Below are 24,815 nucleotides of genomic sequence, written 5' to 3' on the forward strand. Positions count from 1 at the left end.
TTAGTCACTTTAATAATTATTCGTTTCGTAAACTCTCAATAGGGTTAACGATTGCTGCTTTTACAGTTTGAAAACTGATGGTTATAAATGATACCAGCAATGCGCTGATTCCAGCCAACATAAATACCCACCAATCCAACGTAATGTGATAGGCAAAATTTTCTATCCAGCGATGCATAGCATACCATCCCAATGGTACACTAACTAGCAGGGCAGAGCAGACTAAAATCATAAAGTCAAAGCTTAATATCTTGACAATTTTGATTGTTGAGGCACCTAATACTTTACGTATTCCTATTTCCTTAAAACGTTGTTGGACGGCGTAGGCCGATAATGCAAATAGTCCCATGCAGGCAATAGCAATGGTAATGATAGAAAATAACTGCATGACGCGCGTGGTTTGTTGATCCTTGAGATAAAGCTTGTCATAATCGTCGTTGAGAAAGTGATACTCAAAGCTATTTTTTACGTCAATGTCTTGTACGACAGACTTAACCTGAGCTAGCGCATCTTGAACAGGTGTACTTGGGTTGATTCGAATAAAAATATTGCCGAAATAATCATATTCTGGAAAGAGTACGATCGGCTTAACCTCACTATGTAGCGAAGCAAAGTTAAAACTCGCTACGACCTGTTTAATACTTCCTTTACGCCCGTTTAGGTTGATTTTCTTTCCAATCGCTTGTTGAGGTGTGAACCCCATAGCGGATGCCGCTAGCGTATTGACAACAAAACCATATTCAGGTGAGACTGTATCCTGTGCACGTAAGATATCCGTGTCTGATAGCGGTTCGCCGGCAACAGACTGAATGTGAAAAACAGAAACAAAATCCTTTTCAATCGGGATCGCAGTAACATCCATATCAAAGTCATTGGGTTGACCTTCTACCTCCCTAATGCTATATCCTCCTTGTATATTGACTGGATTATCGTAGGAAGCGGTGACACCCTCGACACTGCTAAGCTGCATCAACTTTTCTTTTAGTAGTTGCCTTTCTTTATCCTGCCATCCTCGGCCGTCAATGACCAACATCCCTGCACGATCAAGGCCAGTGTTTTTAGACTGGATGAAATCCATCTGCCTACCTGCGAATAAGGTGCAGATAATAAAAAATATAGAGATACTGAATTGAAAAGTTACGAGCACTCTGCTCAGGGATATACCACTTTGTTTTTCAGTCAATTTTCGTTTAAAAATTGAAATAGGTTTTGAGCTAGCTATGGAATAGGCTGGCCAACCGCCAGAAAGCAATGTTATTAATACTACAAATACAGCCAAAACTGCATAAAAACGGGGGTCGTTCCATATGGTCAATTTTATCTCGGCGCCCATAAACGAACTAAATACCGGTAATAAGAGTACAGTTGTCAGAAGACTAAAGCCAACAGCTAGAAAGACCATCATACTACATTCAAAGAAGAACTGAAAGAATATTGTTTTCTTTGCAGCACCCAGCACTTTCTTGACACCGATTTCCTTTTTACGTTCAAGCGCATGTGCTAATACCAAATTTGTAAAATTGATACAGGTCAAAATAATAAGCGCAGCACTTAATGCCATTAAAATATAGATATAAGTGATGTTTCCGGTCCCTGCTGCTTTGGAGTGAAGATGGATATCGGTCAGCTTTTCCAGGACGAATCGAAATTGATAGCCTTGTTTTGTTGCTTCGGCGAATTTTGAATTAGTCATTTGATCCAATTTCTGTTGGATCAAACCGAACTGATGTTTGTTTTTTAAGAGCGCTATGGTTACATCATTTGCGGATGACCAAGCCATTTCTTTGTAGCGTTCTAATCCCTTATTGGAAAGGAGTGCGGAGAAGTTCAACTGTGTATTCGTGGGCAAGTCTGCGATAATGCCTGTGATTTTCCAGTTGACTTTGTCAATGGATAGTGTTTGACCAATCGCCGACTGATTGGGAAAATATTTCTCTGCGAGTTTTTTCGTCAAGACAATCTGATTTGGTTCCGCCAGGGCTGATTGTGAATCACCTTCGAGAAAGGTATAACCTAAAGTTTTAAAGACATTCTGATCAGCATAAAGTAGGCCTTTTTCAGTTATTACTGCCTCTTTAGATTCTATTTTACCGCCTTTGGAATAACTGTAGAATCTGGTTGCCTGTTCTACATCTGGAAATTCAGCCTGCAAAGTAGGCGCTAGCCCTGTTGGCGTAGCCGAAGAATTAACTTCTTCAGTGCTATTAGGTGATTTATAGGTGAGGCTAATATAAGCTAGGCGGTCTGCGTGGGGAAGGAAACGTTCATAGCTGGATTCATGATATATATACGCTGCCAACAATAGAAAACATGTTATTCCGATACTTAGGCCAAACATATTTAAAAGAGAAAATCCTTTGTTTTTAATGATATTCCGCCAAGCGGTTTTAAAATAGTTTTTCAACATGATACTGCGTATTTACATAATTAATTAAGCTATATTGTTGTCAATAAACACGCTTTAGTAGAAAGCATTGTTATTCGAAAAATAGCAAAGTCAACCAGTTCAATTGGTTTGCCATAAACGTAATGTATTGATTTTTAGGTTTTTGATGTGTTTTTGTGGTGGTTTTAAATGTTCGGAAACGGACAGTACAGTGTCCGTCCCCGAACAAATTAATATTATTCGCTTCTTAGGGTTTTTACGGGATTTGCTAATGTAGCTTTAATCGCTTGGTAACTAACGGTTAATAGGGTAATGAGTAATGCGGTTAAGCCTGTGATAGCAAACACCGTCCATGTAATTGATATGCGGTAGACATAGTCTTCGAGCCACGATTCCATCAACAAATAAGCCAGGGGAGATGCAAGCATAAAGCTGATGCCCGTGAGCCAAACGTATTCCGTGGATAGTAATCGCCATAAGCCGACTTCTGAAGCACCCAATACTTTTCGAATACCGATTTCCTTTTCACGTTGCTCCGTAAGAAAGGACACTAAGGCGTATAGACCGAGACAAGAAATGAGAATGGCGAGACCTGTAAACAGACTTGTCAAACTTTTGATCATCTCCATCTGCTGAAATTCTTTAGCATATTCCTGATCAGTAAATGCATAATCGAAGGTAAAATCCGGATCGATTCGATTGAAGGCTGTAGCAATGGCTTTTAAGTCCTGCTTAAGATCTTGACCATCGTTCAATTGCAGCGTGATCTTGTTTTTCGGTAAAAATTTGAGGAAATAAGCTGTCGGCGTAATCGATTTAAAAGGGGATTCGGAAAGTGTATTCTTGATAATCCCAATAATTGTATAATTGATACCTCTTTTAGACAATTGTTTACTGTTGAGGTCTGTCACTCCCATAAATTGAGCAGCGGCCTCATTCAAAATAACAGCGGTTGAATCTGTTTTAAAATCTTTTGAAAAATTACGGCCCTGTATAAAATCCCATTGTACAGTCTTTGCAAAATTGTCATCAACGGTAAAGATCCCCATAATAGCACCATCTTTGCTGTCATTTCCCTGCCAATTAAACCCACCTCCTGTTAACGAAAGTCGGTTAACAAAGTTAGACGAAAGGGCAGCGTCCTGAATTAATCGCTGTTCGATTAGTTTTTTTCGGAGGATAGCGAAGTTGTTGACGATCGTGGGATTGGAGGAGGTAATATTCACCAAATTGGAACTCTTATAGCCTATAGGACGTTTTTTTGCATAATGTAATTGCTGGATCACTAGATAGGTGGATATCATCAGAAAAATGGAAATGGCAAATTGGACAATCACCATCGCTTTTCGCGTTTGCGATCCGCCTTTTCTACTAGTGATCTTACCTTTCAAGGCCAGAATAGGGTTGAAACCCGATAAAAATAAAGCTGGATACATACCCGAAAGGATACCTATGACGATTATTCCCAATAGCGAGAAACCATAAAAACGAAAATCGGCAAAAGGTATGTGTAGCGTCGTATGCGTGATTGTATTGATCCAAGGAAGGAGCAAGGTTGCCATTAACACAGCCATCAAAAAAGCACAACATACCGCCATTGTCGATTCAACCAGAAAACCCGCAATAAGCTGTCGGCGGTTGACGCCAACAGATTTTAAAACCCCGATTTCTTTTCCTCTTTTTAGACTTCTTGCAGTACTTAAATTGATAAAGTTTATACTGGCCAGCAACATAATGAATATACTGATCCACCCAAACATCCATACATATTGAATTTGTCCACCTACGTTCTTCCCATTTTTAAAGGAATCGTATAAATGCCATTTCGACATGGGATGTAAGAGGATCTCAGGTTTTATATCCGTTAGTTTTTTGTTGATAATATTTGTCAGCTTGTTTTCCAACGCGGGAATCGATGCCGGATTATCAACCTTAACGAACGTGCTAAAGAAGCAGCTAGACCAGCTATCTGCAATACCTTGATCTTTAGTGAGGTAATCGGCAAATGGCAATACATAGTCCAAACCATAAAACGTGTTGTTTTCAGGAATATCTTTATAAACACCTTGAATAGTATATTGTTCCTTCCCATTGAGCTGAAGAATTTTTCCGATAACATTGGCGTTTTCGAAAAGCCGTTGTGCTAACGATTCCGAGACAATGATGGTATATGGGGCAGTTGGCGTACTGCTGGCCCCCTGTAAGGATTTAAAGGAAAATAATTCAGCGAATCTTCCCATGGCATAAAATCCGTTTGCATTCAACTTTTTATCCCCTACTTTAATCGTATTACTTTCAATCGTAGTAATCAGCGCAGCTTCTGGCATTTCATTTTTGAAATCCGTTGCAATTGTTTTGACCAAAGGAATAGGCGTAGAGCGATCAGTAGATTTTTCATCGTTGAAAGTTCCGGTCATCATGACCTGATAAATATGTTGATAATTGGAGTAATGCTTATCGTAAGAAAATTGTTTCAGCACCCATAACGTACTGATCAGAGCAACAGTAAACCCCAGTGCTAATCCCAAAATATTTATTGTCGTATTTAAGGGACTGCGCTTTAAATTTCTAAGCGCTGTTTTTAGAAATAACTGAATCATTTTATTGCTGTTGTTAGGTATTTAATTATAAGCTACTCATTATTTATCAACTGTTCTATTCGTCCCTTAAACTATTTATTGGATTTGCTTTTGCTGCAAAGACACTTTTGGTTGAAAGTACAATACTCGCAAATGCAATCAATCCCACGGCGGAAAGCCCAAAAATCCAGGGACTGATTGTCGTTCGGTAGACAAAATCATTAAGCCAATTATGCATAAAATAATAGGCAATTGGAAAAGCTATTATACATGCTATCGCAACCAGTGATAGCAAATTTCGAAGCAGTAGGAATGTGATCTGGAAAACAGATGCCCCCAATACTTTACGGATTCCAATTTCTTTTGTGCGTTGATTTGCCGTGAAGATGGCAAGTCCGAATAAACCCAGTCCAGCGATGATTACAGAAAGTCCCACTGCCCAGGATAAAAGCTTGGAAAGCTGCTTTTCTTGTGAATAGAAGTTTTGGATAACCTCGTCCACAAATCGTAGATCCAATTCATCATCGGGGAAAACCGATTTATAACTAGACGTTATTTTATCGATCGCATTTTTCCAGTTTTCAGGATGCGATTGATCCAATGCAATATGGAGTACATAACCTTCTTTGCTACCCATATAAACAACGGGTTTAACTCCTTGTCGCGCTGAAGCAAGATCAAAATCTTCCATCACACCAACAATGATGTTATGTCCATTTTCGAAGGTTTTACCAATGGCATCGTGTGGTTTTTTGATATGTAGGAGTTCAAGGCCTTTTCTATTGATCAACATTTCACTGGTTGAATCCAATAGGCGTATATTCCTTCCTGCTAAAAGCGGAATCTGATAAACGTCTAAATAGTTATCATCACCCGATCGACTATCAAAAGTCAAGGATTCCTTGTCGGGCGATTGATCGTAGGAGATTGCAGTGGTCATCCAGCCGTTCATCGCTGGAGCGATGTTCCCAAAACTGATTGCTTTGACATCTTTTAACTTCTTAAGCTCGTTTTTGAGAATGACGCCTTTAGCGGAATTTTGAAAAGCTCCCGGAATATAGATATTAACAATGGCATCTTTCTGAAAGCCCATATCTCTATGAGTGGCGTAGTTGATTTGGCGAACAACGATAAGTACACATATAAGGAACGCTTGGGCCATGATAAATTGAAAGATGGTCAGCGCTTTACGTATCCATGCACTTCGGGAAAGGTTGGTGTTTTTCCCAAGTTGATTTTTGAGCGCCAGCACCGGCGCATATCCTGTCAGTACCCAGGCAGGGTAGAATCCTGCAAGTAAAGTGACTAAGATCAATTGCCCCAATAGGAACAAAACAATAACGGTCTTGTCCAAGCGTTCTATGCTCAGGTTTTTCGGAATAAATCCTTCGAAGACATGTAAAAACAAAGGAAGCAATAAAATAGCAAATAATGTTGCCGTCAAACTTATGAGAAAAGTTTCGATCAAAAACTGTTTAATCAATGTCGTTTTAGAACTGCCCAGGGTTTTGCGAATACCCACTTCTTTCGCTCTTTCGATGGATTGCGCAGTGGATAGATTGATGAAATTTACCGCGCCTAGCGCCAGGAGGAACAAGGCCAGTAGAATGAGGTTGCGTAGTGCTTCGGGATGGGTCGCATCATAATTAAATCGCGTATCAAAATGTACCTCTCCTAAGGCTTGCAATTCCATCTTATCGCTGATCTTTTCTCCTTCTTTGTATTTATATTTTTTAAGAAGATTTGCAATATTGTGCTCCAGTAGATGCGGATTGCTGTGGGCTTTTGTTTTGATAAGTACTTGATGGGAGTCGGATATGCTATTCCAGGCTTCCCAGTTATATATGTTCTTTAAATTATTGTCAATAGGGATCGTCGCATCAGCAATGAAACTTTCAAAATTGAAATCCGAATTATGTTGCGGATTTTCAATCACTCCAGCGACTTGAAGCGGGATACTATCCGCATAAATAATCGTTCTACCCATTACATTGGATGGAAGTTCTTTGCCATAAAACTTTTCTAATGTTGTCTGTGTAAGAATAATATTGCCCGAGGAATTTAAAGCTTGTGCGCTGCCAGCTAACCATTTCGAAGGGAAAATATCGAAATATTGACTGTTGGTAAATACCATCTTCTGTTCTTTAGGGAAAGTCTGGAATTGATTGGTTGCCAAAGAAACTTTAAGTTTTTGGATATGGCTGCGGTAGATCGGGGCTACCGTTTCTACGTTTGGGAGTTCTGCTTCCATCGTACGAACCAATGGGACGTAGACACCAGCATTTTTAAATTCGCCATTGTTAACCACACGATATACTCGTTCTTTACCTGGTACATGTTTATCAAAACTATAGTCGTATTGAATCATGAGGAAAATAACCAACGTAGCCGTAATTCCAATAGCGAGACTAGTAATATTGATGAACGTGATCAACTTATGTTTTTTTAAGAAACGATACGCCGTTTTAAGTGAATTTACAATCATTGTTATTTCTTTTTTTAAACCCCAATTTGATAATCTAGTGTTGTTATTCGTCCCGCAAACTATTTACAGGATTTAGTAATGCAGCTTTGAACGTTTGAAACCCAATGGTAATAAATGCCACAAGGGTAACTGTCATTATCGCGACCCCGTAGGCCCACCACGGCATCTCGATATGGTATACAAAATTAGCTAGCCAACTATTAAATAGGTAATATGCAATTGGTCCTGCAATAAGAAATGCTATACAGATCAATTTGATGTAGCTGGCAGACAGTAAATGAATAATACTGCTGATACTTGCACCTAAAACTTTACGGATACCGATTTCTTTACTTTTTGATTCAGCTGTATACGCCGCTAGTCCTAGTAAACCTAAACAGGCAATAAATAGGGTCAGAAAAGAAAATAGCGTCATGATATTGGACGAGCGAATTTCATTTTCATATTGATCCTGTACATGTTGATCTAAAAAAGAGAAGTCAAAAGCGGCGTCAGGGACAATAGCTGTATAGATTTTTTTTAACTCCTCGATATAAGTTTGCAAATCTGTGGTTTTATAACGTATTAATAAATTACGGGGTGATTCAGAAGGATCATTCATGGTATAATAGGTATATCCGCCGATCTCAGATTTTAGGTTAGCATAATTAAAATCTCGGACAACACCGGATATAATGGAGTTAGTCGCACTCATCTCTGTGATGATATGCTTTCCTATCGCCTCTTCGGGTGTCTTGTAACCTAAAAATTTCATTACTTTTTCGTTGATCAATACATAACATGTTGAATCAGTACCGCCGATAACATTTGGTAAATCCGCTCCAGCAAGTAACTTTAGCCCTAAAGTATGGATTGTATTACCGAAAGTAACACAAGTTGAAGTTGGTAGTCCCTGTTTGTCGGTTGTTAATCTGTAAGTTGTTTTTCCGCTTTCATTGAATCCGGGTATAGATTGTGCGAAAGTAGTGGAAACGGTATTGTTCAGGCTGCGAACTCGCTGCCCCATTGCATGTAGCTTTTCTTTATTTTTTATAGATCGAATTGAAATGGATACAACATTTTCGGGCTCATAACCCAAATCTTTGTTGCGGATAAAGTTCATTTGTGTGAGCATAATGATAATACCGATAATGAGTACGATCGAGATAGAAAACTGGCATACAACCAATACTTGCCTAATGAATATTGTTTTTCCCTGTTTATTGTATCCTTTGTTCATTAAAGATATCGATTTGATGTTCGAAAGAAATAGTGCAGGATAGCTACCAGCAACAAGTGTAATGATCAACCATGCCAGTGCCAATATCCCAAGCATATCCCAATGAAGTAGATGTTGAAGGGTGATATCGGTCTTACCGAAAAAATTGAATACAGGGATAAGTATAATGGCGAGGATTACCCCAATGAGCATTGCAAAGAAACTTATCGTTGCCGTTTCCACAAAAAAGCGGATAATAAGCTGTCTACGCGTAGCACCAAGTACTTTATTGACACCTACTTGCTTCGCATTCTTCTGCGATTTTGCTGTTGCTAGATTCATGTAATTGATACATGCAATCATAATGACTAAAAAAGCAAGAGCCGATAGTGTCTTGATATTGTTTATATTTCCACTACGTGTTGTCACTCCACGCGTCAAATCGGAAGAATAGAGGTGTACTTTTGATAAAGGTTGGAGGAAAAATTGCGTATAATATTGATTGTCTTTTTCGACATACTTATCAATCAATTTAGTAGCTTCTTGCGCAATGGAGCCTGGATCTGCGCCTTTTTTCAACAGAATATAGGTTTCGTAACTCGCATTGGTCCAATACACATCTTTCCCCATCCATGAATCCATTATATTCATGACCATGTTACAGTCTAATGTGCTATTGGCAGGGAAATCTTTAAATACCCCAGTTACCTGAACGGTATCTCGTTGATTGATAGTGATTATTTTTCCTACAGCTTCCTGTTTACCAAATAGCTTCTCTTTCGATGATTGAGAAAGAACAATGCTCTTCTTGTTTGAAAAAGCGGTATGCGCATTTCCTTCAATAAATTGAAAATCGAATAGGGAAAACAAAGAGGAATCTGCGAGATATAGTTGCTTTTCGGAGAAATTCTCATTGTCGGTGCGGAGAGAAGCCGTCGCACCATAGCCATCTTTTACAACACGTACCATATTATCTACCTGTGCAATGTCTGCCTTTAAAGCTGGGCCTACCGCATTCGGTAGCGTGAGCATTTTTTCCTCATTATATGCTGCGGATAATTTCATGTACACCCTATAGATATTATCTGCTTTAGAATACATGGTGTCAAAACTTAATTCCTGCCGGATAAAGGCAAATAAAAATAGCGATACACAAATACCTATAGCCAGTCCACTAATATTGAGGATACTGAAAAATCGGTTTGCTATGATCGTTCGCCAAGCTGTCTTCATATAGTTCTTTAACATGATCGTATGGGTTTTTCTGTTGCTGATGTATATAGTGTTGTTCTACCAAATATGCTTTATTTATACTATTTATTCATCCCGTAAGCTATCTACAGGGTTGGCTCTTGCGGCCTTCAACGTTTGATAGCTCACCGTTACTAATGCGATAATGATTGTAGCAAAACCAGCAAAGACAAACATCCACCACTGTGGATCAATATGATAAGCAAAATTGTCCAGCCACTTTTTCATTGCCATCCAAGATAGGGGAGTTGCGATGAGCAGGGCTACAGCCAACAACTTGATAAAGTCCGAAGAGAGTAGAAGGATTAAATGATAGATGGAAGCACCGAGGACTTTCCGTACGCCGATTTCTTTGGTACGCTGTTGGGCTGTATACGTAACAAGTCCCAATAAACCTAAACAGGCAATAAAAAGTGCCAGTCCGGAAAAGGCTGTAAAAAGTCTTCTAAAATTAAAATCCGCTTCATATTGTCGATTGAAATTGTCGTCAAGAAAGCTATATAAAAATGGACGGTTTGGTACAAGTTCATTCCACAGCTTGCCGATTCTGGCAACGGTCTCAGGCTGGTTTACATGTTGGATATTCACCGTTAAATACCGGCTGCTGCTTGGTTCAAGTCGCAAAGCTAAAGGCTCAATCTTACGATGTAAAGAAAGGTAATTGAAATCTTTCACTACACCGATAACCGTTCCTTCTCTTCCCCATTGACGAAATTGTTTGCCAATAATATCTTGTGGATTTGAATAGCCCCATTGTTTTGCAGCAGATTCATTGATAACAAGTGAATGGGCCGTATCCGCTGGGAAATCTCTGGAATAGGCACGCCCTGCGGCCATTTGCAGACCAATATTAGGAATAAAGTCAACATCGACTTCATATAAAAAAGGAGCAAATTGACGCATTGTTCCGTTTGATGACATGATTTCTGTTCCTGCATTTGGAAAAAATGTTCCCGGTACCGTACGTGATGCAGTGACAGACAAAACATCTTTATCTTTTGCTAGTGTAGATTTTATCGCTTCCAGATTATTGTTTACCTTATCATCGAAATTATAATCTATCACAAGCCGTTGATCTTTTTGAAATCCAAGATCTCGTTGCTGTAATTGATCTAGTTGAGAAAAGACGACGACTGTACCTGCAATGAGCACAATAGAAAGGCAAAATTGAAAAACCACTAATACCCGACGTAACGATGTACCCCCTTTGCTGTTGCTATAACTTCCTTTAAGTACTGCAATCGGTTTGAAATTTGCTAGAATCAACGCGGGATAGCTGGCAGCAAGAAGTCCTGTAAGAAGGGTAGTGAATAGGAATATTGCCCAGGTCGTCCCATTTTGCAGGGACGAATAATTAAGATGTTTGCCCGAGAATGCTTCCAAAAAGGGGAGAAAGGCTATAACAAGCATTATCGCCAAAATACTACTAACGAATACAAGAACCAATGATTCAGACATAAACTGAAAGATCAGATTGCTTTTGCTCGCGCCTATCGTTTTTCGGACGCCGACTTCTTTTGCTCTTTCCATTGACCTTGATGTAGCCAGATTCATAAAGTTCACACAGGCGATCAGTAATATGAATCCGCCAATAATGCTGAATATGTATAAATTCTGATAGCTTCCATTGGTGCCGGGCTGACGATCAGCAGACGAGTGCATGTAAGCCTGTAGAAGTGGTTCAATATGGAAATTGTATTTTGCGTTGGCGTTTTGGTTTGTTGGGATATGACGCTTGAGAAAATCGGGTATCTTTTGATTGAATTTAACAGGGTCAAAGTCTTTTGAAGCCAGAAAGTAGGTGTAGAAGTCTACATAATCCCAACCTTCTTTGTCAAAGACTTCCGGTCTTGCTTTTCGAAATGTACTCATCGAGAGCAGTGCATCGAATGTAAAGTGCGAGTTGGGAGGTACATCGGCTATTACTGCTTTTACCGTATATAAACCGGCTTCGGCACGGCCCGCGGCTAAGCCCCCTTCAAGCGTTTTGCCAATGGGATTTTGATCGCCGAAATATTTCTTAGCAGTGCTTTCTGTCAATACGACAGAATAGGCATTATTTAAGGCTGTACGCGGGTCGCCGGCTAAAACCTTCCAACTGAAGACATCAAAAGCAGTAGAATCCATGAAAAATACATTTTCCTCTTGGAATCTTTTATCGCCTTTTTTGAGTAGGATAGACGTTTGCCCTGAAAATTGAACGACCTTCTCTATTTCAGGGAAATCAGCCTTGATAGCATCACCGACGGGTGCATTGCCCCAGATCTGATGCTGCTCTGTACTGCTTACATCCTTATAGTCATGGACGATGCGGTAAATTCGATCTTTATTCGCATGATAATTGTCATAAGACAATTCGTTTTGTACATAAAGAGTTATTAATAGGCAACAGGCCAATCCTATTGCTAACCCAATTATGTTGATGGTCGAATATCCTTTATTTTTGGAGATATTGCGCCAGGCTATTTTTATATAGTTCTTGATCATAGCTCAATTTCTTAAATTGCAGTTTGTATAACAATCAATTAGTTTCTTCTATTCCAGCTTTTACTCATCTCTTAAACTATCAACTGGGTTTGCACGTGCCGCTTTTATGGATTGGTAGCTCATCGTAAAAAATGCAATCAGAAGGGTCGCCGCAGCTGGAATCGTAAACATCCACCAGGTTAGATCTATCTTATACGCAAAATCATCCAGCCATTTGTGCATCATCCACCAAGCAATTGGGGTAGCGATCAATATAGAAATGAGTATAAGTTTGATATAATCTTTTGATAATAAACCAATAATTCCCAGTACCGTACTTCCCAACACTTTTCGAATACCAATTTCTTTTGTACGTTGTACCGTGGTGATGGTAACCAGGCCGATCAATCCCAAGCAGCTGATGAGAATTGTCGTCGATGTAAATAGATTGATGATCTTCGAGAATTTTAGATCACTGCTATAGAGTTCTTTAATTTGTTGATCATAAAAATCATATTTGAAAGGCGCTTTTGGGTAATACTTTTTCCATTCTTTTTCAACCTGCTTTAATGTTTCGGTCCAGGTCGCTGAATTACTGTTGAGTTTGATAATCAGTCTATTTAGTTCCCATTTTTTTATGGAACTCAGCATGACGACAGGTTGAATGGCTGCATGGAGATTTTTGGTGTGGAAATTGTCTGTTACACCGACAATTTGCCGCTGTTTGTCTGTAAACGTAATAAAGCTCCCAACAGCATTTTCAGCGGATTTGAAACCTAATTTTTCCACGCTGGCTAAATTTAAAACAATGCCTGTACTCGTATCAGCCAACTGCAGTGGGCGGCCTGCAAGCATTTTAAAATTAAAGAGCTTAAAGTTGTCCTGGTCGACAAATTTCATTTGTACGTCTGCTTGTACCTGGCCCGTATCACTCTTTGAGAACACTGCATTACCCCAATGATCATTACTCATGGGCAGATGACCCAAAGAAGCCTGCTCTACGCCTGCGATGTGTTTAATCGCCTGTTTGAAAACAAATGGATCAACATGGCTATCCTGATAGCTTTTACTTGGAAAACGTAGGGTGACAATAGCGTCCTTATCAAAACCAGGGTTGTTCTGAAGTGCATGTTTCAGCTGTAAACCAATGATGCAAGTTGAAATAACAAAGAGTTGCGCAATCAAGAATTGAAAAATAATGAGCATTTTTCGAAAAGATAGATTGCCAAATTTGAGACTTTGCGCGTGTGAGATTTTAATGACTTCAACAATCTTGATTTTGTTTGTTAATAAGATCGGATAACCCGCGGAAATGAAAGTGATCGTAATTGTAAGTATTGCTAGAAAGAGCGAAACGCCCCACGGATCGGGATACAACTTAAGTTGATCCGGAATATAGGCGGATAAAATTGTTTGAACTACGAGCAGTAAAGGCCAAGATAAAAGTACCGAAAAAGCGGTGATACAAAATGTTTCTAGTAAAAAGAACGTTGTAATTCTCTTTTGACTTTCTCCTAAGGTCTTTCTGATACCAATTTCCTTAGCGCGTTGTGGAATTTGCGCGGTAGCAAGATTGATGTAATTGACACAGGCAAGTAACAGCAGGAATACACCAATACCAATAAGACCATACATTATTTTCTTATCCACGTTATTTTGAGCGTAAGATGTAAAGTGTAAGTCTTTTAAAGGGACGGTATTGATGTGCATTTTAAATCCAAACTTATCAAATTCAGCATGTGTCATCTCATAGACTTTTTTGTCGGCTGTTTGGATCATGTTTGGGAGAGAAGCAGATGATTTTACTTTAATAAAGAGCTGCCAATTTGAATTTGAATTGTTCCAATTTGTACTCTGCGATTCCTTTTCTGGAATCCGGATAAACTCTTTAGCCAAAAAGCTGCTGGGATGAGCTAAATCTTTTACAACACCAGCGACATTGTACAGTGTACTATCGTAGGACAATGTCTTTCCTACGATTTGATCTACGGGCATATTTGGAAAATACAATTTCGCACGCGATTCCGTCAGGACGACTTCATGGCTATTTTGTAGTATATTTCTTGGGTTGCCAGCTAACCAAACATAAGGTGTCATTTTGAAATATTCTGCTGTGGTGCCAATGATTTCGGACTGATCTTCAAACTCTATTTTCTGGCCACCACCCTGATTACTGACCCGCTCGAAGTATTGTTTAAATATAGGTACTGTCAGTTCGACATTGACAAAGTTTTCCTTGATATATGCCGGTAACGGTGCAGGAACACCATCGAAATGATCTAATTTATCCTTTTCTTCATAAGAGGTGTGAACCTTGTAAATCTGCTCGCTTTCCGGGTGATGTTGGTCAAAACTAAATTCATAATTGACGATGCGGAAAATAAGCCAACAGGCACTTATTCCGATGGCAAGTCCAAATACATTTAAAAATGTGAAAAGACGGTTACGCCATAGTTGTCTAAAAATTAATTTAATCGTACTCATCATCTATAGGTTTTTTATGTCAATTTATTCGCTATATCATCCTTGTCTTACACCGAAGTGGTTTCCATGATCACCTGTCCATCCAACATGCGGATCACTCGGTCAGAAAACTTGGCATCGTGTTCACTGTGTGTTACCATGACGATAGTTGTGCCGGCTTCGTTCAATTCTGTCAGGAGCTGCATGACTTCGTTACCATTATTGGAGTCTAGGTTACCTGTAGGCTCATCCGCCAAGATCAGTTTGGGATTATTAACAACGGCACGGGCGACAGCAACACGTTGCTGTTGACCACCGGAAAGCTGTTGCGGGAAGTGATTGCGACGGTGCATGATCTGCACTTTTTCCAATACTTCTTCGACCCTTTTTTTGCGCTCTGCTGCTGGAACATTGGTATAAACCAAAGGAAGTTCCACGTTTTCAAATACAGTGAGTTCATCAATCAAATTGAAGCTTTGGAATACAAAACCGATATTATGTTTACGAAGATCTGAACGACCACGTTCTTTGAATTTGGCTACCTCGATGTCGTTGAACAGGTAACTTCCTTCATCCAGATCATCCAATAACCCAATAATATTGAGTAAGGTCGATTTTCCACAGCCTGAAGGCCCCATTACAGCAACAAATTCTCCTTCTTTAACATGGATATTTAGGTTGTTTAAGGCTACGGTTTCAACTTCTTCTGTGCGGTAATACTTTTGAAGGTTGGTGATTTTGATCATATTTTTTGTGCTCATGGTTTTTATGTTTTGGATCCTTGGCAAAATTGCTTTGGATGTATACTGTTCTGTTATTAAATTCTTTTTAATTTTTTACTGATCTCTTAACGTTTTAGTCGGATTAGCTATCGCTGCTTTAAATGCCTGTGAACTGATGGTCAATAAGGCAATGACAATAGCTGTCAAACCGCTGATGATAAAAATGGTCCAGGAAATATCAATATGATGTGCATAGTTAGTTAACCATTTATTCATGATCACCCACGCAATAGGAAACGCAACGATGCATGATATTGCCACTAGAATGACGAATTCACGATTGAGCATTTGGATGAGTTTCGAAACTGAGGCACCCAAAACTTTCCGGATGCTGATTTCCTTGGCACGCTGTTCGGTGGCGTAGGCCGCCAGACCAAAGAGTCCCAAACAGGAAATAATGATGGACATGATGGCAAATACGCTGGATAGTTGTTGTACAAAAAGCTCGGCTTGAAATTTAGTGTTGAAGCTATCGTCCAAAAACTTGTAGTCAAAAGGAAAACCAGGATTATTTTTGGTGATGATCTTCTCGATTTGCTGAATTGCATCCGGTAAATCGACTCCAGCCTTTGTCTTGATGGTCATGATGCCATTATCTCTGTTCATCGGCAGAAACAGCATTGGCTCAGGATCAGCATACACATTGTTATAAACAAAGTTCTTAACGACACCGGCGATGGTGAATTTTTCCTCACCGTAACTGATGATATTACCGGCCACAAGGCCATCTTTTTTGATCATTTTTGCAAATGCTTCGTTGATGACAACCGAGGTGCTATCACCTACAAAATTTTGATGGAAGTTTCTACCGTCAAATAGCTTTAGATCTAAAGCGGGAATGAGTCCTTCGTCCGAACGTAACATGCCAATTAAAATACTGGCATTTGGATCTTTTCCTTCCCAGCTAAAACCCGAAGTATTGGAGTTGATATTGAGAATACTCATGTCACTGACACCGATTCCTTGCACAACTCCTGTTGCTAATAATTGATTCTTAATGAGCGGCAGATGTTTGGCCATATCACCTTGTAGCGCTGTAGTCAACACCTGACTCTTGTCAAAACCGAGATCCCTCTTCTTGTTGTGCTGAATCTGTTGGTAGATGATAATGGTACAGATAATTAACACAACTGAGGCTGTATATTGTAGGATGACCAACCCTTTACGGACGAAACTTCCGCTACCGGCCTTCTGTTTTGCCCCTTTGATCGTTGAAAGCGGCTTGAATGCCGAAAGGAAAAATGCAGGATAGCTACCTGCAAATAATCCACATGCTAATGTTATTGTCGTTAAAAATAGCAGGTGTGAGGGGGCTAAAAGATTAACCTGAAGATCCTGGCCTATCATGGTGTTGAACGGCCTGATGAAGATATAGATTAGTAATATAGCAACAAGAGAGGAAATAATTGCCAAAACAACGGATTCTCCCAAAAATTGCATAATGAGCGATTTGCGACTTGCACCAACCACTTTGCGCATCCCAACTTCTTTTGCTCTTTTTTCTGATCTTGCGGTTGCGAGATTCATAAAATTGATGCAGGCAATTAATAAGACAACCCAAGCGATAAAGGTAAATAGCCGAATATTCTTGATACCACCCTCTTTTTCAATACCACTGTTATCAAACTGATTGTAGGTAATCCAACGTTCCATTGGATAGAGAAAATTCTGTGAGAAGGTGACTTCACCATTGGTCTTGTTTTTGACAAAATCCATCATCTGTTTGTTGATCCGATCAACATTGGCATTATCTTCGACCTGAACCAATGTTTGTACACCATTGTTTCCCCAGTTTTCCAACCAATCCTGACCAGCTTCAAACTTTTTGAAAGGAATCAGCCATTGAAAATCATAGCTGCTATTTTTGGGTAGATCCTTGATTACGCCTGCAACAATAAATGGTTCAGTATTGTTTGTTTTGACAGTTTTTCCCAATGCCGGGCGGTTACCAAATAATTTCTTCGCTGCAGTTTCTGATAATACAATGTTATTGACTTGATCAAAGGCTGTCTTTCGGTCTCCTTCAAGAAATACTAAGGATAGCACATCGGCTATGCTCCCATCGGCATATACACCATTTTGAAATATATTATTGTCTCCGACGGAAAATAGCATGGGTGAATTCCAGCTTATGCGCACGGCATGCTTGATGCCTGGGATCTCTTTCGCTATGCTTTGAGCGAAAGGCCCCGGGGTTGATTCAAATACATAGGTGGCCCCATCGTAAGTCTGTTTTGATTTGACAATGTAGATATCCTTTTTGTTGGCAAAGTTATCGTTGTAGCTCAACTGGTTTTCAACCCATAAAAAAATCAACGATGCCGCCGCAATCCCGATCGCTAGTCCAAAAATATTGAGAAAGCTATAACCTTTGGTTTTCCAAAGGTTGCGGATTGCGGTTTTAATAAAGTTTTTGATCATGATTGTAATCGTATGATAAAAGGGTGTATCGGCATATTTATATTCCCGATACCCCCTTTATAATGTTACTTTTTAATATTCAATTCTTGAACCTTATCGTAGGTCTCATAGCTCGATACAATAACTTTATCTCCCGGTTGTAGGCCTTTGATAACCTCATAATATTCGGGATTCTGTCTTCCAAGCTGGATATCTACACGATATGCTGTACCCCCATTCTTATCCAATTTGAAGATCCAGTTACCACCGGTCTGTTGGTAAAATCCGCCTTTTGCCAACAGCAACGCTTTTGTTTCATCACTCAGTGCTAGACGTATTTGTAGGGTCTGACCGCGACGGATTCCTTTGGGGACATCATTGACAAATTCCATGTCAACCTGGAACCGACCATTGGTAACTTGTGTATAGACTTTCTTAATACGAAGTTTGTAGGTTTTGTCACCGATAGAAAACTCTCCCTGTAAATCAGGGAAAATTCGGTTGATATAGTGTTCATCAATATCCGCGCGAACTTTAAACCCTGTTAAAACGTCGATTTGTCCCAATCGTTCACCTGCATTTTTGTTTTGTCCAATTTCTGCCTCGAAGGAAGTCAGCTGTCCGTCAACGGGTGCCCTAACAATTAAGTCGCCAATTTTCCTTTTCATCAGTTCCAAAGCACTTTGTGTACGTTGATAGGTTTGTTTATCCTGATTAGTTTTTTGTGCGTTGGAAATTTCGTCTTGTTTGAGAATCTGTTTAGTCAGGTTCACGCGCTCTTTTTGATAATTATATTCGTTCTTTGATTTTTCGAATTCCTGTGTACCGATGGCTTTTTCCGCCAGTAATTTTCTATTTAAGGTATACACACGTTCAGCCTCTCGGTAGGCCTGTTCGACATCAGCCATTTGGTTGCGGTTGTTAATGGTAGCTTGCTGAGCATTGGTCTGTGCAATCTGAGATTGTGTCAATAAATTGAGCACTTGTGTTTCTTGTTGTACCAAGGTAAGCTCCTGATCCGTATTGGATAGACGCATGATAGCATCCCCTCTTTTTAAGATAGCGCCGTCTTCTACGAATTTTTCTTCTACTCGTCCACCCACAGAAGCGTCAAGATATATACTGCTAATTGGAAGTACTGTACCGTTTATGGGGATAAATTCTTGAAAGTTACCATTTTTTATTTCGACAATAGAGATGCGGTCGGCTTCAACATTGAGTTTGCTTTTACCAGATGTAAAATAGAAACTGGCGCTGATTAATCCAACTAAGCCAGCAACCCCTACAATGGTCATGATACGTTTGCTATTCCACTTCTTCTTTTCTAAAGGTCTGTCCATAATTTAATATCAATTTGGTATGTAACTATGAAAGCTGTGCCAATAATTTAATGTATTGATTTATAGATTTTTATTTTGTTTTGTCGAGTCTTCGGTGTTCGATAGCGGACACTTCTTGTACGAAGGCGTACAACGGTCTTTTTTTTCTGTCTATGGTGCTAACTGAAACGTTTTGAACAAAAATCAAACATAACTATAGGTTGTGTTTGATTCAGTAACATTTCATCCGACGATGTTGTTGCTGGCTTTGCTCAAGAGATGCAATATTTTCAATGGTTTATTGCGTTTTCAAACCTATTTAAGTAAAGGAAATTCCGAATCCACATTATACCATATTCGTACTTTGCTCGGTGCTTGTTCGGTACTTGTTCGGTGCTTCTTCGGAGTTTCTTCGGTTGTAACCGAATAAACTCCGTGCGAATACCGATGAATATCCGTAGAATAAACGAGTAAAGGGCGAACTTGATCTTCATCATGTTCCTATTTATATGCTTGTGGATTTTAATTGTCCAACTACGCACACCGACTGTTCATTAACGAACATTTTTCAAAAGTCACTTTTTATATCATTTTGATATTTAGTGTTTTATTTGTTTGGCATGGCGATGGTCAGCAAGAAAATAAAAAATGGATATGAAGAGAGTCTATATATATACTACATTATGCTTTTTATTGAGTTATGCAAAGACCGAGGCGCAGCAGACTGAGCAACGGCTACCAGAGAAAGTGGCGCAAACAACAACAGTAACAAGTACTGACGATAAGCAAATTTCCAAACGGAGTTTAGCTGAATGTGTTCAGTTGGCAATAAAGGCCAATCCAACCTTATTGCAGAATGAACTCGATGTGAAGCGTGCGGAGGTGAATTTAGCCCAGGCTAAAGCAAATAGATTACCCGATGTAGATGCAAATCTGCAGCACAGCCTAACTTCTGGAAGATCTCAGGATAATTCAACCCTTCAATATATTTCATCAAACAATTCGACAGGGAATTTTTCTTTGGGCGCAAGCCTGCCTATATTTAGAGGGTTTCGCTTATTTCACGATATACGGATGCGCGCCGACGCGAAGACCGCCGGTAAATTGACTTTTGATACGCAGATTAATGCCTTAAAACTGGATGTGATTACTGCTTATATTCAAAGTTTAACTGCTCAGGATATATTGCGGCAATCGGAAATGCAGACTGAAGTAACCCGAGAACAGGTCAGACGTGCGGAGAGTATGCATAAGGAAGGTGCAATTAATCCTGGAGATTACTTTGATTTGAAAGGACAACTGGCAAATGATGTCAATACGATTGAAAATAATCGTCAGTTACTATACAGTAGCCGTGTGAAGCTTGCAGCCTTACTCAATATGGATGAAAATCAATTGGGCGAATTGGAGAATCTTGGAATAAAAGAGAGCGGGCAACGACTGGACGCGAAACAGCTCTATGAAATGGCTGTTGATCAATTGCCCGATATACAGGCCCTGGATTATCGGATCAAAGTGGCGGAGCGGGATATTAAGATTGCGAAATCATTCTATTATCCATCCTTGAGTCTGAGCGCCGGTTTAGGCTCAAATTATTCTAAAGTGGGGATTCAAGGAACATATTGGTCACAAATGCGTAATAACGTAGGAAAGTATATATCGCTCAATCTTTCTGTTCCGATTTTTAATCATCTGCAGGTTTACAATAACGTTCGTCTGGCAAAATTAGATCTACAGTCAGCTAAATTTCAAAAAGAGATTCAGCAAAATATTTTACGATCGGCAACTTCTAATGCTGTTTTCAATTTGCAAAATGCGAGTAACATGATTACACAGCTCCGTAGTCAAAATGAAAATTACGCGGAGTCTTTTCGTATTGCCAAGGTAGTTTTCGAATTGGGCAACAGTAATTCAGTGATTTTTTTGACTGCAAAAAACAAATACGATAACAGTCAGATTCAATTGCTGGTAAAACAATATGAATGGCTGCTGCAAAAATATATCAATGATTATTACGCAGGCTCGTTGAATTTATAGTTATCTTAGTATCTTCAATGAAGTCAGGAAGTATGAAAAAAGCATCTATTTTAGTCGTGGATGATGACCAGGATTTATTAACTGCGGCAAGAATCTTGCTTAAACCTAAAGTTAGTCATATTCAAGTTGAGCCCAATCCGGAGAATCTTATCGCACATCTAGATAAGAGCCCTTATGATCTGGTGCTTTTAGATATGAATTTTAAAAGTACGATTAATACTGGTAATGAGGGATTATACTGGTTGTCGCGGATCAAAGAAAAGTTTCCACAGGTACATGTCATTATGATAACCGCTTATGGAGCTGTTGATCTCGCTGTAAAATCATTGAAGCAGGGTGCTGCGGATTTTGTGGTGAAACCCTGGGAAAATGAGCAGCTGCTCGCAACAATAGAAAGCACCCTTGCCGAATCAAAAAATAGGGAAAAGAAAAGTAAAAGCTCATTGCTGAGCAGCACAAACAGTCCTGATATGATTGGTAATTCCGTTGTGATGGATGAATTGCAATACAAGTTGGAGAAAATCGCTCCTACGGATGCCAATATATTAATACTTGGTGAAAATGGAACCGGTAAAGATCTTATTGCCCAGGCCATTCAACGAAGATCTTTACGTTCAGATCGGACTTATATCAAGGTTGATGTTGGGGCATTAACAGAAACATTGTTTGAAAGTGAACTTTTTGGCTATAAAAAGGGGGCATTTACGGATGCACGAGAAGATCGGCAAGGGCGATTCGAAGCAGCAAATGGGGGAACATTGTTTCTTGATGAAATCGGCAACATATCGTTGCAACAACAGGCGAAATTGTTGACCGTATTGCAGAATAGACAAGTGACGCCGTTGGGTTCTTATCAGCCAATTTCAGTGGATATACGCTTAATCTCCGCAACAAATGTTCCGTTGAAGCAGCTTGCAGATGAAAGCCGCTTTCGAAAGGACTTAATTTATCGGATCAATACCGTGGAAATTCAGGTACCGCCCTTACGAGAGCGAGGGGGGGATATCAAGCTATTGGCCGAGCATTTTCTAGATATTTATTCAAAAAAATACAATAAACGGATTGAAGGCTTTGAGTCGGATGCGGTTAAGAAGATGTCCGCATACCATTTTCCAGGAAACGTACGCGAACTACAATACAGTATTGAGCGCGCTGTTATTATGGCCGACCAGCTTAGTATTGCTGGTAACGATCTTTTCTTCTCGCCAATTGAACAGCAAATGGAGAGCCGTATCGTTGAATCTAGCCCTGGCAGTCAAAATTTAGAAGAACTTGAACGTAAAGCGATCAAGTCAGCGATTGAGCGTTATAATGGAAATATCAGTAAAGCAGCAAAAGAATTGGGGCTAACCAGGGCCGCGCTTTATAGACGTTTGGAAAAATATGATATTTAGTCGATGCGGAACGGAAAAATTCTAAATGCGATTAAGATTGTTGTACTGCTGATAGCAGCTCTTCTGAGTGCTTATTTGTTACTAAAGCGTGAATATGTGCAGGCTGCTTTGATCTTTTGTGTCATGCTTTATTTAGGTTTTAATTTATATGCACAATATAATTTTTTAGCCCGACAATTGATTGAATTTTCTGAAGCTGTCAAATATCGTGATTTTACAAGACGTTTCCTGGTGAAAAATACCAAATCTGTGGAAGGAAAGCTTTTCCTTGCTTTTAACCAGATCAACGAAACCTATAAGGATATCAGCATCAAACAGGAAATTCAACATCAGTACCTGGATCGTGTAATCAATATGTTGAATTCTGCAATCATCTTCTATGAAAGGGATAGTGGCAAGGTGATGTGGGTCAACGATGCATTTAAACAACTATTCCATTTGCCGCATCTTGGAAATATCTCCGGACTAAAGAAAAAAAACAGCGATTTATATGAAAAGACTATGTTGCTTGAAAATGGACAGCAACAAATGGAATCCGTTCAGTCGAGTAAAGGGAAAATCAAATTATTGATCCAAAGCTCAAGTTTTGAGGCCCAGGATGCTGTATTTAGGATTGTTGTCTACCAAAACATCAACGAAGCAATCGATGAAACAGAGACAAAGGCCTGGCATAAATTGTTGCGTGTGCTAACGCATGAAATCATGAATTCCATTGCACCTATCAGTTCACTTGCCGAAACCCTAAATGGCCGTTTGGATCACTTTAAGGGATATGAGGATATAGAAGATCTAAAAATTGGTATTTCCACCATCAAACGCCGCAGTGAAGGGTTACTGCATTTTGCAAAAAGTTATCGTATGATCAATAAAGTGGATCAACCTCAACTTGCACCGATTCAGATTGCACAGCTGTTTGAGCATATTTATCAATTGCTTGAGCCTACATTGATCCAGAAAAATATTGACGTCGACATCATCCTAAAAAATACGCGACTCATGCTGTCTGCGGATGTCAACTTGATTGAGCAGGTTATCATCAACTTAATGTTGAATGCTATCGATGCGGTTAAGCATAGTGAAGACGCTTATATCAGTTTATCTGCCCTGGAGGTTGATGGTAAGGTGCAGGTCCGAATTGAAGATAACGGCGCAGGAATTCCTGCTGATCTTCAGGAGCAAATCTTTACCCCGTTTTTTACAACGAAGAAAACGGGGACAGGTGTAGGCTTGACTTTAAGTAAGCAGATTATGCTGTTGCATAAGGGAACCATTTTTCTGAACAGCACCGAAGGGCAGGGGAGTGTTTTTGTACTCCAGTTTTAGTACTTTTTATCTGGCGCCAAAATTCTTTTTTGGGTTGAGCAGTCCTGCCGATTGTCCAAATAAACCTTGATGTTCCATGTGAAAAATCATAAAATTTAGCGATGTTTGCAGCGAAATGAACTACCGGCTTAAGTATTGGCGGCATTATTTTGTATCCCATAGTCGCCATGGGACCCATTCTCCTTTTGTGTATAAATTGGTTGATGAAGTGATCTATCGGAAAGAACTTATTGACAATCTGTCAGCATTCTCTGCCCCAATACGGAAAGCAAAGAAAGTGGAGCAGAAGAAATATGCATTGGTCAATAGGTTATTAAAAGCATTTATCTACGATCAATTTAGTTATTGGGCCCATGAGCCTCAGGAGAGTTACGCAAATCTCCTACAGCAGCAATGTGGGCATTATGCCTATCGACATATCTATTATATTGATCGCGACAATCTTGAACTGAATTTTTTGAACGATATTCGGGACCGCGATATGTTAATTATAAACGAACCTCATCAGTCGGAGAGCAGGGAGGCCTACTGGGATAAGATCAAAAAAGATGATCGGGTTGTGGTGACGATTGATTTGTACCGGATGGGTTTGGTTTTCTTTCGGAAAGAACAGCGCAAGGAGAATTTTATGATAAGATTCTAATCTACTTTTGTACCGCTTATCTGGCAACCTGTTGGACTATGTTCATTGTATCCTTTTTGGGCCTAAACTAATGTTTCTAAACTGATAAG

General features: G+C 39.6%; 13 protein-coding genes. 4 read left to right on the forward strand and 9 right to left on the reverse strand.

The genetic code is table 11. The features are described from left to right. Positions 1 to 16: 16 nt before the first annotated feature. The 9 genes from B3E00_RS18285 to B3E00_RS18325 form a co-directional block, all read right to left on the reverse strand. The gene (locus B3E00_RS18285; RefSeq protein ID WP_293939610.1) at positions 17 to 2,407 is read right to left on the reverse strand and encodes an ABC transporter permease; all 2,391 of its coding nucleotides are present in this window, start codon (positions 2,405 to 2,407) and stop codon (positions 17 to 19) included. A 215-nt stretch (positions 2,408 to 2,622) separates the two neighbouring features. Further along, complete coding sequence (locus B3E00_RS18290) at positions 2,623 to 4,986, reverse strand: ABC transporter permease (protein WP_293939611.1); 2,364 nt, start codon at positions 4,984 to 4,986, stop codon at positions 2,623 to 2,625. Positions 4,987 to 5,041: 55 nt separating this feature from the next. After that, entirely contained in the window at positions 5,042 to 7,450 is a 2,409-nt protein-coding gene (locus tag B3E00_RS18295; protein WP_293939613.1) for an ABC transporter permease, read from the reverse strand. A gap of 43 nt (positions 7,451 to 7,493) precedes the next feature. Continuing rightward, a complete protein-coding gene (locus tag B3E00_RS18300) occupies positions 7,494 to 9,896 on the reverse strand; it encodes an ABC transporter permease (RefSeq protein ID WP_293939615.1) in 2,403 nt (800 codons plus the stop codon). Between the two features lie 69 nt (positions 9,897 to 9,965). Continuing rightward, complete coding sequence (locus B3E00_RS18305; RefSeq protein ID WP_293939617.1) at positions 9,966 to 12,386, reverse strand: ABC transporter permease; 2,421 nt, start codon at positions 12,384 to 12,386, stop codon at positions 9,966 to 9,968. 60 nt (positions 12,387 to 12,446) lie between these two features. Further along, positions 12,447 to 14,852: an ABC transporter permease gene (locus B3E00_RS18310; RefSeq protein WP_293879650.1), complete on the reverse strand. Its 2,406-nt coding sequence runs from the start codon at positions 14,850 to 14,852 to the stop codon at positions 12,447 to 12,449. Between the two features lie 44 nt (positions 14,853 to 14,896). Continuing rightward, positions 14,897 to 15,574 carry an ABC transporter ATP-binding protein gene (locus B3E00_RS18315; RefSeq protein ID WP_293879663.1) on the reverse strand — a complete coding sequence of 226 codons (678 nt, stop codon included), beginning with the start codon at positions 15,572 to 15,574 and terminating at the stop codon, positions 14,897 to 14,899. Between the two features lie 90 nt (positions 15,575 to 15,664). Beyond that, on the reverse strand, positions 15,665 to 18,031 hold the full coding sequence (locus B3E00_RS18320; protein ID WP_293939619.1) for an ABC transporter permease: 2,367 nt from the start codon (positions 18,029 to 18,031) through the stop codon (positions 15,665 to 15,667). Between the two features lie 65 nt (positions 18,032 to 18,096). Next, entirely contained in the window at positions 18,097 to 19,350 is a 1,254-nt protein-coding gene (locus tag B3E00_RS18325) for an efflux RND transporter periplasmic adaptor subunit (RefSeq protein ID WP_293939621.1), read from the reverse strand. Positions 19,351 to 19,983: 633 nt separating this feature from the next. On the opposite strand from B3E00_RS18325, the gene B3E00_RS18330 reads away from it, so the two are divergent. The 4 genes from B3E00_RS18330 (at position 19,984) to B3E00_RS18345 (ending at position 24,726) form a co-directional block, all read left to right on the forward strand. Continuing rightward, positions 19,984 to 21,366 (forward strand): TolC family protein, encoded by a 1,383-nt coding sequence (locus tag B3E00_RS18330; RefSeq protein ID WP_293879653.1) that lies wholly within the window; start codon positions 19,984 to 19,986, stop codon positions 21,364 to 21,366. 32 nt (positions 21,367 to 21,398) lie between these two features. Then, positions 21,399 to 22,760 (forward strand): sigma-54-dependent transcriptional regulator, encoded by a 1,362-nt coding sequence (locus B3E00_RS18335; RefSeq protein ID WP_293939622.1) that lies wholly within the window; start codon positions 21,399 to 21,401, stop codon positions 22,758 to 22,760. Positions 22,761 to 22,763: 3 nt separating this feature from the next. After that, positions 22,764 to 24,083 carry a sensor histidine kinase gene (locus B3E00_RS18340; protein WP_293939624.1) on the forward strand — a complete coding sequence of 440 codons (1,320 nt, stop codon included), beginning with the start codon at positions 22,764 to 22,766 and terminating at the stop codon, positions 24,081 to 24,083. 115 nt (positions 24,084 to 24,198) lie between these two features. Beyond that, the gene (locus B3E00_RS18345; RefSeq protein ID WP_293879655.1) at positions 24,199 to 24,726 is read left to right on the forward strand and encodes a hypothetical protein; all 528 of its coding nucleotides are present in this window, start codon (positions 24,199 to 24,201) and stop codon (positions 24,724 to 24,726) included. Positions 24,727 to 24,815 lie beyond the last annotated feature (89 nt).

It is taken from the genome of Sphingobacterium sp. UBA5996, assembly GCF_002429765.1.
GTDB lineage: Bacteria > Bacteroidota > Bacteroidia > Sphingobacteriales > Sphingobacteriaceae > Sphingobacterium.

Coding starts and splice junctions, on each gene's coding strand:
- B3E00_RS18340 (WP_293939624.1), top strand. CDS start 22,764: ATGCGGAACGGAAAAATTCTAAATGCGATTAAGATTGTTGTACTGCTG.
- B3E00_RS18345 (WP_293879655.1), top strand. CDS start 24,199: ATGAACTACCGGCTTAAGTATTGGCGGCATTATTTTGTATCCCATAGT.
- B3E00_RS18290 (WP_293939611.1), bottom strand. CDS start 4,986: ATGATTCAGTTATTTCTAAAAACAGCGCTTAGAAATTTAAAGCGCAGT.
- B3E00_RS18325 (WP_293939621.1), bottom strand. CDS start 19,350: ATGGACAGACCTTTAGAAAAGAAGAAGTGGAATAGCAAACGTATCATG.
- B3E00_RS18310 (WP_293879650.1), bottom strand. CDS start 14,852: ATGATGAGTACGATTAAATTAATTTTTAGACAACTATGGCGTAACCGT.
- B3E00_RS18330 (WP_293879653.1), top strand. CDS start 19,984: ATGAAGAGAGTCTATATATATACTACATTATGCTTTTTATTGAGTTAT.
- B3E00_RS18285 (WP_293939610.1), bottom strand. CDS start 2,407: ATGTTGAAAAACTATTTTAAAACCGCTTGGCGGAATATCATTAAAAAC.
- B3E00_RS18300 (WP_293939615.1), bottom strand. CDS start 9,896: ATGTTAAAGAACTATATGAAGACAGCTTGGCGAACGATCATAGCAAAC.
- B3E00_RS18320 (WP_293939619.1), bottom strand. CDS start 18,031: ATGATCAAAAACTTTATTAAAACCGCAATCCGCAACCTTTGGAAAACC.
- B3E00_RS18305 (WP_293939617.1), bottom strand. CDS start 12,386: ATGATCAAGAACTATATAAAAATAGCCTGGCGCAATATCTCCAAAAAT.
- B3E00_RS18315 (WP_293879663.1), bottom strand. CDS start 15,574: ATGATCAAAATCACCAACCTTCAAAAGTATTACCGCACAGAAGAAGTT.
- B3E00_RS18295 (WP_293939613.1), bottom strand. CDS start 7,450: ATGATTGTAAATTCACTTAAAACGGCGTATCGTTTCTTAAAAAAACAT.
- B3E00_RS18335 (WP_293939622.1), top strand. CDS start 21,399: ATGAAAAAAGCATCTATTTTAGTCGTGGATGATGACCAGGATTTATTA.